At 65.3% G+C, this 16,376-nt stretch carries 6 protein-coding genes and 1 pseudogene; all 7 read left to right on the forward strand.

Annotated features, from left to right (window positions below; genetic code table 11):
* The first annotated feature begins 159 nt into the window (after positions 1-159).
* The gene (locus PKD89_RS00630) at positions 160-4,947 is read left to right on the forward strand and encodes an Eco57I restriction-modification methylase domain-containing protein (RefSeq protein WP_287389609.1); all 4,788 of its coding nucleotides are present in this window, start codon (positions 160-162) and stop codon (positions 4,945-4,947) included.
* Positions 4,948-5,187: 240 nt separating this feature from the next.
* Entirely contained in the window at positions 5,188-6,531 is a 1,344-nt protein-coding gene (locus tag PKD89_RS00635; protein ID WP_287390634.1) for an RNA-directed DNA polymerase, read from the forward strand.
* 145 nt (positions 6,532-6,676) lie between these two features.
* Positions 6,677-7,174 carry a hypothetical protein gene (locus tag PKD89_RS00640; RefSeq protein WP_287389607.1) on the forward strand — a complete coding sequence of 166 codons (498 nt, stop codon included), beginning with the start codon at positions 6,677-6,679 and terminating at the stop codon, positions 7,172-7,174.
* A 134-nt stretch (positions 7,175-7,308) separates the two neighbouring features.
* The gene (locus PKD89_RS00645; RefSeq protein ID WP_289010900.1) at positions 7,309-13,662 is read left to right on the forward strand and encodes a DEAD/DEAH box helicase; all 6,354 of its coding nucleotides are present in this window, start codon (positions 7,309-7,311) and stop codon (positions 13,660-13,662) included.
* The gene (locus PKD89_RS00650) at positions 13,662-15,800 is read left to right on the forward strand and encodes a UvrD-helicase domain-containing protein (protein WP_289010899.1); all 2,139 of its coding nucleotides are present in this window, start codon (positions 13,662-13,664) and stop codon (positions 15,798-15,800) included. Before PKD89_RS00645 ends, PKD89_RS00650 begins: the two co-directional genes overlap by 1 nt.
* Before the next feature lie 209 nt (positions 15,801-16,009).
* Positions 16,010-16,150 (forward strand): annotated as a pseudogene (locus tag PKD89_RS19910) (hypothetical protein); the annotation flags it as partial.
* Between the two features lie 36 nt (positions 16,151-16,186).
* Positions 16,187-16,376 (forward strand): hypothetical protein (locus tag PKD89_RS00655; RefSeq protein WP_324332212.1); only part of this gene is annotated, 190 nt, incomplete at its 3' end.

Here is a 16,376-nt window from a genome sequence, read left to right on the forward strand (position 1 = left end):
CCAGAAGCCTGATGAATAGGGGGAACGCGGCGGTGGGGCGACGCTGAACAGGATGGGCCACAATGGGATGGTGTTTGTTCGCGCCCCGGTCGTCCAGTGGAGCCCAGCCGTCAACGGCGCTGCGGCGCCGTGTGTCTTGGCACAGGTGGGCGTGAGTCGGTGACGTTTTCGTCGATCACCAACCGGGGTGAGTTCTTCTCGAATCACTATCTGGACGCTGTCATTGGGGGCGACCTGGGTGATCTGCGTAAAGCGTGGGATGAGGCGGAGGGCAAGAGCGAGCCGTCGGCTCGTAGCACTCTGCGCGGCTCAGGGAGCGGGTTCTTCGCAGCGCGGGCAACGGCAAGCGAAGCCACAGGCGACCGGGCGTCGGAGGCGATCCGCAGTCTCAACGACGTCGTGCTGAAGGCGCTCGGGTTCACTCCACAGCGCGAGACTCTCGATCTGGTCCGCAACACCACCGACACCCTCACCCTGCTGGTGGCGGCCAAGGCCGAAACCGGCACGGGCCTGTGGCTGGTCGCGCTCGACGCCGGCCTGGCTGATTCGGCCGACGACCTGTTCGACGACGAGTCGACCCAAGCGGCCGGCGAAGAGGCGGAACAGCAGTCCGCCGGGCTCCTCCTCGAACCGGGCCAGCGCCGTGGCGACAAGAAGCAGATCACCACAGCAGCCGACGCAGTCGGCGAACTGTTCGCCATAGACGAGCCGCCACGGTTCGTCCTAGTGCTCGGGGGCCGCATCGCGCTCCTGGCCGAGCGGGCGAAGTGGGCTGAGGGCCGGTATCTGGCGGTCGACCTCGACGCCGCCCTCGAGCGCAACGACACCAAGGCCAGGGGCGAGCTGGAGACGATCGCCGCATTGTTCTCCGCCGACGCGCTCCTCCCCGGCGGCGCCGATGGCGACGGCGCCCAGAGTGCGCTTGACGATCTGGTCGAGAAGTCACACAAGCACGCCGTGGGGGTGTCCAAGGAGCTGCGGTCCGGTATCCGGGAGAGCATCGAGATCCTGGCCAACGAGGTCATCGTCCAGCGTCTCACCAGCAACAAGGCGGTGTATGAGGGCCCCAACCGGGTGGACGCCAAGGTGCTCACCACCCAGTGCCTGCGTTACCTGTACCGGTTGTTGGTGTTGCTCTATGCGGAGTCCCGTCCGGAGCTGGGCATCGTGCCCGTGAACGACGAGGCCTACCAGGAGGGCTACAGCCTCGACCGGCTGCGCGAGTTGTGCCTGGTCGATCTCGACACCGGACACGCCAGAGCGGGCAGCCACCTCAACCAGTCGCTCACCGCCCTGTTCGAGCTGGTCAACGAGGGCTACCACCAAGAACACGCCGAGCAGCAGATGTTCGTCGACGACGCCAACGTTGCCGACCGTTCCGAGGAGCTTTACCTGCAGTTCCCCGGGTTGGACGCCCAGCTCTTCGACACCAAATCAACCGAGCTGCTCGACGGTGTCACCCTGCGCAACGAGGCCCTCCAGCAGGTGCTGCGCAAGCTGATGCTGTCCACCGGCAAACGCAAGAGCGACTCGGCCGGGTTCATCTCCTATGCCCAGCTGGGCATCAACCAGCTGGGTGCGGTGTACGAGGGGTTGATGGCCTATAGCGGGTTCCTCGCCACCGGTGACCTGTTCGAGGTGGCCAAGGGCGGCGACCCCGAGGGTGGCACGTGGATGCTGCCCGTCGACGACGCCGACGGCTACCCCGACAACGTGTTCGTCACCACCGAGGACCCCAACACCGGCCGTCCCGTGCGGGTGCGTCACGCCAAGGGCAGCTTCGTGTTCCGCCTGTCGGGGCGCGACCGGCAGCGTTCCGCCAGCTACTACACGCCCGAGGTGCTCACCCGCTGTGTGGTCAAGCACGCCCTGGCCGAGCTGTTGGGCACCGACGACTACGCCCCCGAGGGCGGCAGCGCCCAGATCACCGAGGCCACCGAGCTGCTCGACCTCACCATCTGCGAGCCGGCCCTGGGCTCCGGGGCGTTCCTCAACGAGGCGATCAACCAGCTGGCAGCCGAGTACCTGAAGCGCCGCCAGGCCGAGCTGGGGGAGTCCCTCGATCCCGACGCCTACCTCCGCGAACTCCAGCGGGTGAAGGCGCACTTCGCCCTGCACCAGAGCTACGGGGTGGATCTCAACGCCACAGCGGTCGAGCTGGCCGAGGTCAGCCTGTGGCTCAACGCCATGCACCCCGGGTTGAAGGCCCCGTGGTTCGGCCTGCAACTGCGCCAGGGCAACAGCCTCATCGGATGTCGCCGGGCCACCTGGAACGCCGACCAGCTGAAGCACCGCCCGTGGGCCGAGACCCGCAAGGGGCACGTGCAGCCCCCGGTGGATCGCAAGCTGTCCGAGCCGCTCGCCGACAGCCACATCCATCACTTTCTGCTGCCCGGCCACGGCTGGGCGGCGGTGGCCGACCGCAAGGAGGCCAAGGAGCTGCGGGAAGACGAAGCCAAGCGCCTCAAAACCTGGCGCGCCACCATCTTGAAGGCTCCCCAACCAGCGCACGCCAAACGACTTGAAGCGCTGGCCGCCGGGGTAGAGGCCATGTGGGCCCAAGCAACCGAGCGCATCCGCCTCACCCAGCAGGGGCTGAGGCGACCGATTGATGTCTACGGCGCCACCATCGCCGAACGCGAGCCCGGCACCAGTCGTGCTCAAGCGGAGAAGGCCCTCACCGATCCCGACTCACCGCTGGGCCGATTGCGGACGCTGATGGACGCCTGGGTTGGATTGTGGTTCTGGCCCCTCGACACCGGCCAGAGCCCACCGAATTGGGAGCAGTGGCTCCAAATAGCCGAGGAGCTGATCCGTCCCGACGAGCGACACGGACTAGAAGGCCAACTCGACCTCTTCGATGACCTGGCCCAACTGCTCGATGCCGAGGAGTCCGAGAAGCGCAACCAAACCTCCGTCGCCGAACTGAAGCAGCAGCACCCATGGCTGGATGTGGCCGTCGGCGCCGCCCGCCGTGAGGGTGCCTGGCACTGGGACCTGGAGTTCGCTCCCGTCTTTCAGCAGGGCGGAGGCTTCGACCTCCAAGTCGGTAATCCGCCTTGGGTGCGGCCGCGATGGTACGAGGATCTTGTTCTGGCCGAAATCGATCCATGGTGGGGAATCACTGACCGGTCATCGTCGGCCGAACAGCGTCGACGTAGGTCGCAGAACCTTGCCGCTACAGGGGCACAGGCTCGGTATCTGTTGGAGGTGGCATCCTCCGAAGGGGTCGGGGAGATTCTGGGCTCTCCAGTCGTACGGGCCGAATTGGCCGGGGTGCATACCAACCTCTACATGACCTTCATGGATACTGCTTGGCGCAATTCTGCGGACGAAGGAATCACAGGTCTCATCCACCCAGAGAGCCACTTTGTCGATCCCAACGCTGGCCAGCTTCGACGCGCCACCTTTGAGCGACTCCGCCGGCATTGGCAGTTCATCAACGAGGTCTTCTTGTTTGAGGACATCAACCACAAGACCGTGTTCGGGATCCATGTCTACGGAGCCTCTGAAGCGATCCGGTTCGCGCAAGCTTCGTACTTGTTCCACCCTGACACGCTTGACCGGTCTCTCGGTCATGACAGCAACGGCGAATCTCCAGGCATTCAGCACGCTGGTGGAGGATGGGACCTCCGACCTCATAGCTCGCGGATCGTCACGATCGATGTGCAGGTGCTCACGAGCTGGGCGCAACTGTTCGATGAGCCAGGCACGCCACCGGCGGAGGCGCGGCTGCTCCGGCCGGTGACCGATGCTGACCTCGAAGCGCTGACGGTGTTGTCCAACCAGCCAAAGCGGCTCGCTGACCACGACTACCGCTGGACGACTGGATGGCACGAGAAGAGTGCCAAGACGGACGGCATCATTCGTTGGGACAGCGCAGTGCCGGGTTCCTGGGACGAGGTCATCCTGCAAGGACCGCACTTCTCTGTGGCGAACCCCTTCAACAAGCAGCCCAACGAGAACTGTAAGCACAATCAGGACTACAGCGAGTGGGATCTGGAGGCGTTGCCCGAACGGGTCACTCCGCGAACGAACTACCAACGGGACTGCGATCTGGCCACTTACGAGGGTGAACAGCCTTCGTGGGATGGCGTCCCAGTCACCTCGATGTGGCGAGTCATTCACCGATTGATGACTCAGCCAGGTCTCGAACGCTCTCTTCACGCTGCCATTTCCCTTCCGGGACCGCTCCACATCAACGGCGTGCAATCGACTGTCTTCCTGACCAACAGCGAGGTCGTCGCGTGGGCAGGGCTGTGCTCGGCGCTTCCACTTGACTACCTCGCCAAGATCTCTGGCACCGTCAACCTCTTCGATACCTACCTCCAACGCTTTCCCTTCCCAACTGAGGCGGCCGGGTCGCGGGCGCTGCTGCTCCGCACCCTTCGGCTGAACTGCCTGACGGCCGACTACGCCGCGCTGTGGGAGGAACTCTTCGATCCCGCTTGGCAGCAAGACGAGTGGTTGGACTCATCGCTCACTCGAGTGGAACTCGGAGACATCGGTCCGAAGTGGACCATGGACATGCCACTCCGACGGGACCAGGACCGCTGGCAGGCGCTCGTTGAGATCGACGCGCTGGCGGCACTCATGCTCGGATTGTCCGCCGATCAGCTCTGCGCCATGTATCGCACTCAGTTCGCCGTGCTCCGGAAGTACGAACACAAGATGGTTTTCGACGCCGAGGGTCGGAAGATCTGTGGGTACCACCAGAGCGCCGGATTCCGCCAGAGCCAACTCCAAGACCAGGCCAAGGCGGGCGACCTCCCCAAGGAGTGGACCAACCTCTGGAAGCTCTACGAGCAGTACGACGCCGACCCCGCGTCAGTCGACTGGCTAGGCCACTACGCCCCGCCATTCCGGCGGGCCTTTCGCGAAGAACAGATGGTTCAAGCGGTGCGGTGCCTCACTGCTGTCCACGCAGGAGGTGGTATGTGTGCCTGAAGTCGCGCCGATTCAAATTGGCCAACCAACCCTCAAAGGAGGTGTCACTTGATGTTCCCTAAAGAACTGATGAATTTGTGCGACTTCGACAACGTCTTGCGTCATGAATTGCGTCAACCGCTTGAAGGGTTTCCGCAAGCCACATTGGAGCATGCTTTGAGGTGGGACCCGGACGGGGCGGCACCTCACTTACGCAAACATCTGATAAAGGGGTTGGGAGGTCGAGGCAGGGAGGTGGTGATGGCCAACAAGTCCGACACCCACTTCCGACCTCTCAGCCGCCTTGACTTCTTGGCTCGGTTAGGCTTCCGAGCCCTTTCCACCCTAATTTCAGGGCCCGGGCTACCGGCCTTAGATCGGTCTTGGATCGCTCTAAGTCAATTCAGAGAGTATCCCGCAAACTCCACCGGTGGAAAGTATGTTGTGTCTTGTGACGTGCACAATTTTTATCAGGGTGTGCGACACGCTGACGTGGTCGATCAGATAGTTGGATTGACAGGTCAGTTGGAAGTGGCGTTGGTACTTAACGAAGCCTTGCAAGGAATGATGAGGGGATCGGTCGGCCTCCCTCAGTTTTCTGAAGTGTCCGACTTTATATCTGAGCTCGTCGTGAGCGTAGCAGAAAGGCGTCTCCTTAGAAAGGGTTATGACGTCGTACGGTTCAATGACGATTTTCGATTCGTCTGCTCATCTTACCGTGAGTCATTGGATGCACTGGAAGAAATCACTATCGAGCTTGCCCGGCTTGGGCTCTCGCTCAATGATAATAAAACGTTCATCTTCGGTTCAGCGTTTTATAAGAACTGGATTGCTAGGCCTGATGAGGAGTGGGCAAAGCTTGCAGGTCGGAAGGATGTTAGCCCATTGATCGGGGACTCGATTTACCGTTCCCTTGACGGTATGATTTTCGTTGATCCTGGGGAATGGCCCGCAATGGCCAAGGCGGCGCGCGCTGCTTTGGCTAACTGGTCTCAGCATCGTGCCATTGGAGCAGATGATCGGCTCGCATCCCGTCTCCAACTAGATTTAGTGCGTAGGGCTTTGGCGGTCCTCGCCGTCTTGCCAGGGGAGTACGCTGATATCAACATTTTGGTGGAGCTCTGGCACAGTGAGCCGCAGTTGTCCGAGCCGATTTCATCCTTCGTCAGTGCTGCCGGTAAAGAGAATAACCCCATTGGCGCAGCGGCTGTGGAGCGACTTGTGGGATCTTCTAATAGTGGTTACGGCTCGTGGCAGACTATGTGGTTGTTGAAGGCGGTCGCCAGTGTTGAGAACATCGGCGGGGCTACTAGGTCTTTCGTCCTTAGGGCATTGAACGCTGGAACGTCGTCTGTGGCATCCTTAGGGGCTGTGGCTGCGGCGCAACATCGAATCATCGACATCGCAGATGTGGCAGCGATGTTTGACAAAGTCGATGTTGCATCGCAGCCGGAGATAGCAGCGTCCGTAGCCTTTCTTGCGAAGAAAGATAACGACAGGAGAATGCGTGCGCTCCGAGGTGAGGGCTACGTTTTGGATCAGATTCTGAAGTATAATTTCGACGAGCTTCAGTGTTTTGATTTTTCGCTGGGGAGGCAAGTGTAGGATGCCATCAGCCCGGACACTGAGACTACGTCGTGGGCTGCTGTCCTCTCAGGCTGAGGAAGTGGTCCACCGACTACATATCGGTTCTGCACTGCTTGGACGAGTTGGATCGAATCCGGCCGGATTGAGGATCTCGACTAGCGCTATGGGCCCACCCGAGGTGCACAACATCCAGGCATTCCTAGTGCCGATGGTGCTTGGTGTGGCGGAAGATTTCGCAAAGGTTAGATTGTTTGAGTCGGTAGAACGCCCTGGGACACCTGCAGTCAATGGCGCTGACAGCTGGGTTCACGCAAAGGCCAGAGCTAGTGCGAGCTGGGATGGTCTCTACGATGGTTGGCGCGAGTGGTGTGATGTGGATGTCAGCGAGTTTGGTAACATCGAGGCTTTCAAGGCCTGGGTCCAAGTGCGCAATGCTCTTGTTCATGGGGCGGGAAAACTGTCACGTAGGCAGCAGGGCAATCAAAGAGAGCTTGTTGAAGCGTTTGCAGAGCTGGACGTCAGTTTTCAGGATCAAATATTGCGTTTAGGGGATGGGGCAGCTGAGAGTCTCCTCTCAACTGTTTTGGGTTTTGTTTGTTGGCTGGACGGACGGTCATGGCAGTTTATAGATCTTAGGTATGAGAAAGCTTGCGTGGGGTAGCTTGGCCAGTGCCGGAACAGATTGTGGTGAGCTAGGACTCTATTGAAGGTGGATACCGTTACGTTAGAACGGCACGCGGCAAGAGTCGCCCAACATCGTGCCGACGCTGAAGGGTTTCGATGATTCCGTCGTTGGTGGTCTCTGAAGTTCGTCAGGCGCTGGTCGAGTATCTGGCCACCACGTTTGCGTTGAGCGACGACGAGACGCGGGACGCGCTCTCGGAGTTTCTGACCGAAGCTGGCGATGGGATCTTCCGGGGTCCGTACCTGTCGGTGCGCACTCCGTTTCAGCATGTTGAAGACCGCTGGACGATCCCTCTGGAGTGGCTTCCGGATGACTTCGTCCCATACGCGCACCAGGCGGCGTCATTTGAGCGGCTGAGCAGCGTTGGTGGGCGTCAACCGGAACCGACCTTGGTGACGACCGGCACAGGGTCGGGTAAGACCGAGTGCTTCTTGTACCCGGTTCTGGATCACTGCGCTCGGATGCGCGACGAGGGCCGTCGGGGCATCAAAGCGCTGATTCTGTACCCAATGAACGCCCTGGCCTCCGACCAGGCTGGGCGCATCGCCAGCCTGATCGCCAGCGAAAGACGGCTGGCCGGGTTGACCGCCGGGCTGTATGTGGGGGAGGCGGGCCGCAACTCGACGATGGGCCCGGACAATGTGATCGACAAGCGGGAAGCGATCCGGGCCGACCCACCGGACATCTTGATGACCAACTACAAGATGTTGGACTTCCTGTTGCTGCGCAACGACGACAGGGAACTTTGGGCTGGGAACGATCCCGACACGTTGCAGTACGTGGTGCTGGACGAGTTCCACACCTACGACGGGGCCCAGGGCACCGACGTGGCCATGCTGCTCCGTCGGTTGGGCGCCACGCTCGGGGCCGCAGAGCCTGGGCGCCCGCTTGGCAACGCTACGCCGGTGGCCACCTCGGCGACGCTTGGCGCCGGGGCCTCGGCTGGTGCTGAGCTGGCCGAGTTCGCCGGGAAGGTGTTTGGGGTGGAGTTTCCACCCGAGTCGGTGATCGGCGAGAGCCGCCAAAGCGTCGACGAGGCCTGCGAGCCGGTGAATTACGAGCTGCCGATCCCGGACGTGGACGACGTGCTGGGGCTCACCGAACTGGAGGACGTGGCCAACGCCTTCTGTGCGTCGACGGATGAGGGTGGCGATTGGTCGGCTCTGGGGACTGACGACGATGCCAGGGTTCGGCTGGGGAAGCGGCTGCTGGCCCACCCGCTGACGTGGGCCGTGCTGTCGGCGGTGGGGGAGCGCCCCCGTTCGTGGCCCGAAGCGGTCAAGGAGATCGTGTTCCGTGCGCCCAATTGGGGCAGAACCCACCAAAACGAGCCGCTGCGGGCCGAGCAGGCGCTGGCGCAGTTCTTGTGGCTGCTATCGATGGCCCGCCGGCGTCGCGGCGCCAGGCTGACCCCGTTGTTCAGCGTGGAGATTCAGCTGTGGATCCGTGAGGTGTCGCGTCTGTTGCGGAAGGTGCAAGCGAAGCCGTCGTTCCGGTGGCGGGACTCGTCCGCTCCGGTATCGGAGGATGATGCGGAGGGCGGAGACACGCTGGAGCTGCCCTCGACGTACTGCCGTCAATGCGGCATGTCGGGCTGGATGGCCATCGCCTCGGAGACCAGCGATGCGCTGAGCACCAACGCCGGCCACATCTACCGGAGTTCGGTGCAGGGCTCGCCGCTGGCTCGAACGATGTTGGTTGGGCATCCCGACGATGAAGCGGTCCGCTGGTTCTCGCCCATCGACCACACCTTGAGCGACACCCGGTCCGAGGACGCCCTGCCGGTGTTGGTGACCGGCGGCGAGGACGACGCCCGGGCCGGCCGCTGCCCTGGTTGTAAGGAACGCGACGCCATTCGGTTTCTCGGGTTGCGGGTGGCCAGCCTGGCGTCGGTGTCGATCAACACGCTGTTTGGTTCCAACCACCTGGAGAGCCAGGAGCGGAAGCTGCTGGCCTTCACCGACTCGGTGCAGGACGCCTCCCACCGGGCCTCGTTCTTTGGTGGTCGCACGCACCGCTTCAACCTGCGGGCGCTGATGAGCCGGGCGCTGATCGATGACGGCGAGATGTCGCTGGCCGAGTTGGGCGAGACGTTGCTCGACGAGGCCACCACCCCCCGGGAGGTGTTCTCGCTGGTGCCACCCGACCTGCTGCGCCACCCGGTGGTGCGCACGGTGTGGACCGATGCCCCCAAGCCTCGGGCACACGAGCTGCTGGCGGCGAGGCTGGGCTTCGAGGTCGACCTGGAGTTTGGGCTGCGGGCGCGGGTGGGTCGAACGCTGGAGCTGTCGCGGGCGGCGGCCGCTGCGGTGACGCTGCCCGACATCGACGACTGGGCGTCGCTGGTGGCCGAGGAGGCCCAACGCGTGTCCGGCGAAGCGATCGACCCGCTGGCGGCGGTCACCTATGTGCGGGGGTTATTGGAGCGGCTGCGGCTGAAGGGCGGGCTGATGCACCCGCTGTTGACCCAGTACCTCGACAACGGCGGGGACACCTGGTTTATCTGGGGTGGCCGTCCCGATGGTCTGCCGCCCTTCACCAGCGACCGGGGCCGCCCGACGTTCTTCACCACCAGTCCGAAGGGCACCCTGGATTCGCTCAGCTCGCTGAGCGCCACCCCAACCTGGGTGGTCGACTGGGCGGTCCGCAGCCTGGGCGTGGCGCCCGCGCTGGGACGGGAGCTCAACCTGCTCACCATGAAGCTGCTGGCCAACGAGACCGACACGGTGGTCGCCTGGACTGGATCCGGCCACACGATCTACGGGCTCGACCGCCGCATGGTGAGGATCGGCGATGTTGCCGACGACGAGGAGGCCCCGCTGACCGCCAGCACCGTGCGCTGCGGTTTCTGCGGTCACCTGCACGTTGCCCCGCCGTCGCAGCTGGAGGCATGGGAGGGCACACCGTGCCTGCGCTACCGGTGCAGCGGGCGCTTCGAGGCGCTGGAGCCGCGGGAGGTCAACTACTACCGCGACCTGTACCGGGGCGGAAACGTCACCCGGGTGGTCACCGGCGAACACACCGGGCTGCTGCGCCGGGCGCCCCGGGAAGATCTGGAGGCCGCGTTCAAGGCGGGCACCGCTGCGGACGCCCCCAACGTGCTGACCGCCACGCCCACCCTGGAGATGGGCATCGACATCGGCGACCTGTCGTCGGTGATGCTCACCTCGGTGCCCCGCAACCCGGCCAGCTACATCCAGCGGGTGGGTCGCTCGGGACGGGCCAGCGGCAACTCGCTGATCACCACGTTCGTCCCCACCGACACCCACGGCCTCTACTACCTGGCCGACCCCGAGGCGATGCTGGCCGGCGACGTGCGGCCGCCCAACTGCTACCTCGACGCCCTCGAGATCCTGCAGCGCCAGTACGTGGCCTACCTGATCGACCGCATCGCGGACGGCACCATCGTCGCCCCGAAGCTGCCCCGCCAGATCGGCCAGCTGATGAAGGCCGGCGTCGATGTGGGCTCGTTTTTGCGGGCGGTGATCGACGCCTCGATCGGAACGCCCGCCCACGTCGAAGCCTTTCTGGGGTTGTTCGACGACGCCGACCGGCGGAGCACGTTGAGCGATCGCAGCGTGGCGGCGCTGCGCGACTTTGCCGGTGCCGGCATCGAGCTGATGCTGAAGGAGGCGGCCGGAACGTGGCAGGAACACGCCGCCGACCTGCGGCTTCGGTTGCAGCGGCTGACCAACGCCGCCGACAAGCTGGAGGGGGAGGCGCTGCCCAGCGACGAGGCCTCCCGAGAGCTGGCCGACCTGCGCGGGCAGCGCTCGGCGCTGGCGCTGCTGGCCAGGCAGCATCGCGAGGAGTACACGCTGAGCGCGCTGGAACGCCTGAGCGTGCTGCCCAACTTCATGCTGATGGACGACTCGATCACCCTGTCGGCCACCACGTGGGCCCGCGACGACGACGGCGACTACGAGACGACGATGGTCGAGTACCAGCGGCCCGGGCGCCGGGCGATCACCGAGCTGGCGCCCGGCAACAGCTTCTACGCCGCCGGGCACCGCCACGTGATCGACGCCCTCGAGATCGGCACCGCCGACTTGCCCGCCCACGAGCAGTGGCGGCTGTGCCCCGACTGCGGATACGGCTGCATCGACGAGGGCGAGCCGCCCGCCGAGTGCCTGCGCTGCAAGGGGCGCCGCATCGCCGACACCGGCGCCATCCACCGCATGCTGCGCCTGAAGCGGTCGATGGCCTCGGGCTCCGAGGAATCCGCCCGGGTGTACGACGAGACCGACGACCGGCGGCGCGAGCAGTACGACTCGCTGCTGGCTGTCGACGTCGACCCCCACCATGTGGAGGGGGCCTGGGCGCTGGCCAACCAGGCGTTCGGCGCCGAGTTTGCCGCCGGCACGCACTTCCGCACGATCAACTTGGGCTTCGCTCACCGCAGCGGCGAGAAGCGCCACATCGCCGGGCACGACCATCACGTCACCGGCTTTACCGTGTGCGCCCACTGCGGGGCGGTGCGTGAGGTGCGGGACCGGTCGAAGAACACCCCGAGCGAGCGGCTGCACGAGGGCTGGTGCAAGGTGCGCTCGGGAGCCAAGAACGAGCAGTGGGACGACGTGGTGCTGTTCCACGAGCTGACCACCGAGTCGATCCGCATGCTGTTGCCGGTGTCGATGTTTGAGGTGTCCGAACGCCTGGCATCGTTCAAGGGGGCGCTGCTGCTGGGGCTGCGGGCCGACTTTGGTGGGGACCCGAGCCACCTGGAGGTGGCGCTGACCGATGCGCCCAACCGGGCGGGGCAGGGTCGCCGCCGCTACCTGATGCTGTTCGATGCGGTGCCCGGCGGCACCGGCTACCTGGCCCGGTTGGCCGAGCCCGACCGGGTGCGCACCATCCTGGAACGGGGCCGGGACGTCATCGCCCGCTGCCCGTGCGTCACCGAGGGCCGCCAAGCGTGCCACCGCTGTTTGCTGGGTGTGGTCGACCGTGGGGAGTATGAGCTGGCCCGCCGGGACCTGGCCCTGGAGATCCTCGACGACCTGCTGGGCGACGACGTGTGGCACCCCCAATCGGTGCCCACCGTGGCCGACATCGAGATCGGCACGGTCGAGGAGTCCGAGCTGGAGCGCCGGTTCAAGGCGGCGCTGCGGGCGTGGGCGGCATCGTTGCCCGACACGCGGGCCTCGCTGACCGACGTGCCCGGTCAGGGCCGCTACAAGGCGTTCGAGCTGCGGATGGAGACCGGCGACGACCCGGAGACCAGCGTCCGCACGCACTACCGGATCGAGGAGCAGGAGGGCCTGGGCACGTCACCCAGCGTGCTGCCCGACTTCCTGATCCGCCGCCTGGACACCCGCGCCCCCAACATTGCGGTGTTCCTCGACGGTTACCAGTTTCATGCCTCGCCCGAGGTGAACAACATCGCCGCCGACGCGCAGAAGCGCCGGGGGATTCGAGACAACGGCGACCTGGTGTGGAACCTGACGTGGAACGACGTGAAGACGTTCCACTCGGCATTCGAGGCGTCGCCCCCAACGGAACCGGCCGCCCGCAACCTGATCACCGGCGAGGCCCGGCGCCTGGCCCGCCGGGTGCAGCAGGGGCAGCGGGGGCGCTTCGAGGTCGACGACCTCAACCAGAACCCGATGAAGCTGCTGCTGGACGTGATGGCCCGCCCCGACTTCGACGACTGGAACCAGCTGGCGATGTCGGGCATCGGCGGCATGTTCGCTTCGACCGAGCCCAAGCTGGCGTTGGGTGGGGGTGATGGCGAGGAGTTCCTCGGACGGGCCGCCAGGGGTTCGAAGGCGGTGCAACCGTCCGGCGACGGCGGGGCGCCGGTGGCGCTCGGAGTGCGCGCCGACACGCCCAACGGGCTGAGCCTGGCGCTGGCGCTCGATACTCGCCCCGGACGTGAGCAGCTCCAGCGCTGGACGGTGCTCGCTGCCCTGCCCGATTCGGCCCGCGATGTTTCGGCCGAAGGCCACGCAGCCCGATGGCAGGATTGGGTGCAGTGGGCCAACGTCGCCCAGCTGATGCGAGGCCCCGGCCGCCACGCGCTGGTTACCGCCACCTCCGAGGCGGAGGACCTGAGCTTTGACCTGCTCTGGCTGGTGAACCTCGACCAGGAGGATGACCCAGCGAGCAGCGTTGCGGTGGTCGACGGCGCCGCGGCGCCGGACGGACCTGAGGAGGCGCTCCTCGTGGCGGCCGACGGAGTGTCACAGGGCGACGTCACGATCTCCGAGGAGATGAACGAAGAACTGGAACTCGTAGAGGATGAGGACGTGCGGGAGCTGACCAGAAGGATGCTGATGCGGGGCGCCCCCGACTTTGAGGCCGGCTACGAGCTTGGGGGCGAACCCGTCGAGGCCGCCTGGCCCGACCGGCGCATCGGCGTGCTCGGCGCAGATCAGGCCGGCGTCAGCGCCGATGGGTGGGACCTGCGCCCGGCGTCGGGCTGGACGGACGATGCGCTGCTCGATGCCGTGGGGGAGCGCTGATGGCATCCCTCGCTCTCGCCACGACGTTCCTCGCCGATTACGGGCGTCTCCCCAACAGGATGCAGCGGCGCATCGGCGACCTGGTCACCAAGTTCGCCCAGATGACCCCGGCCGATCTGGGCAAGGCAAAGGGCATCAACCTGGAGCCCTACAACGGCTCGGCCGACCCCCGCTCTCGGACCATCCGCATCGACGATGGTCAGCGGGGCATCGTGCTGGACGTGGGCGACGGCGAGCACTTCGTGCTCACCCGCATCTGCAACCACGACGAGGCCGAGCGGTGGATGGCCAAGAACAAGTTCTCGGTCAACGCCGCCACCAACGCCCTGGAGCTGGTCAACCTCACCGCCATCGAAGCGCAGGCCGCCGTGGTGCAGGAACAGGCCGACCCGGCCGGTGACCAGCTGTTTGCCCACCGGCGAGATCGCGACTTTGCCAACCTGGGTGTCACCGCCGAAGTGGTGCCGGCGCTGATGGCGCTGACCTCCGAGGATCAGCTGGAGGGCCTGCTCAGCCTCTTGCCACCATCCCAGGCCGAGGCGGTCATTGCGCTGACCGGCACCGACGACGTCGACCACATCTACCAGGAGCTGGCCGGTGCCATCCACGGGGAGGTCGATACCGACGACGTGGTCGCCGCTTTGGAGGCGCCCGCTTCCCAGGCCGCCTTCCACGTCGTTGAGGGGCAGGACGAACTGGCTGACATCCTCGCCCAGCCGTTGGCGATGTGGCGGATCTTCCTGCACCCCTCGCAGCGCCACCTGGCCTACCGGGACAGCTACAGCGGGCCGGCCCGGGTGACCGGCGGGGCGGGCACCGGCAAGACCGTCGTGGCGATCCATCGGGCGAAGGCGCTGGCCGAACGCCTCGAGAGTCCGCTGGGCAAGCCGATCCTGTTCACCACGTTTACCCGCAACCTGGCGCAGGCGATCGAGAACGACCTGCGGGCGTTGGACCCCGCAGCCGTCAGCCGGGTGGACGTGATCAACGTGGACCGGCTGGTGTTTGCGCTGGTGCGGGAGGCCGAGGGGAGGGACCCGAAGGTCGCCCAGGACGACTACTGCAAGAAGGTCGCCGACGAGGTGGTGACCGAGCGAGCGATGGACGGCGAGTACTCCGGATCGTTCCTGGTGAACGAATGGGAGCAGGTGGTGTTGGCCAACAATTGCCGCAGTCGCGCCGACTACTTCGCCGTCAGCCGGGCCGGGCGAGGAATCCCCCTCAACCGCCGCCGCCGGGCCGAGGTGTGGAAGGCGATCGACGAGCTGGAACGCCGCCTCGACCAAGCCGGCCGGCGCACCCACCTGCAGCTGGCGGCTGCCGCCGCCGGCTACCTGGAACCCCGGACGACCAAGCCGTACCAGCACGTGGTGGTGGACGAGGCCCAGGACCTGCATGAGGCGCAATGGCGGCTGTTGCGGGCGGTGGTGGCCGAGGCGCCGGACGACATGTTCATCGTGGGCGACAGCCACCAGCGGATCTACGACCGTCGGTCGTCGTTGTCGAAGGTGGGCATCAAGGTGGTGGGCCGCTCGGCGAAGCTGAAACTGAACTACCGGACCACCCACGAGATCATGGCGTGGAGCCTGGCCATGCTGGGCACCGACGGGGGCGTCACCGCCGACGACCTCGATGGCGGGTCCGACAAGCACTCCTTCGCCGGCTACCACAGCCTGCGGTCGGGTCCCGAGCCGGTGCTGGCCGGCTTTCGCACCCGCCCCGAGATGCTCGATGCGCTGGTCGAGCAGGTGCGTGCCTGGATTGACGAGGGGGTCGACCCGATCGCCATTGGCGTGGCGGCCCGCACGAACAGGCAGGTCGAGGCCGCCAAGGGTGCGCTGGACTCGGCCGGGCTGACCACCTGCCTGTTGCCGCAGAAGGACCTGCCCAGCAAGCCCGGGGTGCGGCTGGGGACGATGCACCGCATGAAGGGCCTGGAGTACGAACGGGTGGCGGTGAGCGACGCCGACGACGCCAGCGTGCCGGCAGGCTGGGCGATGACCGAGCGAGACGACGATCCGGTGCAGCACGCATCGGACCTGGAGCTGGAGAAGTCCCTGCTGTACGTGGCGGCCACCCGCGCTCGCGACGGGCTCTACATCACCTGGTCGGGCACCCCGAGCAGGTTCCTCGGATGAGTACCCAGGGTCTCGACCTGAGCGATCGACCGTTGAGGTGGCAGGGAACGCTCCACCTGTTGGTCTTAGAATTGATCCTGGTTGCACTGTTTGGGTGGTGGGCGAACTGGCCAGGACTTGGATGGATCGTTGCTGCTTACCTACCGATTCGGTGGCTCTCGCTGGCAGCACACGAGTACGGCCACGTCATCGGGGCGGGGCTTGGCGATATGAAGGTCCGGACCGTGTCGATCGGAACGGGACCATCAACCGTCATCCACTCCCACGACCCCGAGTTGCGCCTGGGTTTGTGGCCGAGCAGCGGGTTTGTGTTGGCGGATCTACGGACTGCATCTGATGATCGACGTTCCAAGCTGCTCCACGCCACGGGTGGACCGGCAGCCAACTTGCTGGTGCTGGTGGGCCTCCTGATCTGGCGTCCCGGCCCACTCGGATGGGTTGCCATGGCGGTGCAGATGGTGATGTTGCTCACCACTCTGACCGTTGCCGAGGTTCGGATTCCGGGCCTCGGAGACAAGGTGCCGTCTGACGGAATGGTCCTTGGCCGCCTTCTGGCCCCAACCAGCGACGCCCAGG

The sequence above is a fragment of the Candidatus Neomicrothrix sp. genome, assembly GCF_035329545.1.
Lineage (GTDB): Bacteria > Actinomycetota > Acidimicrobiia > Acidimicrobiales > Microtrichaceae > Microthrix > Microthrix subdominans.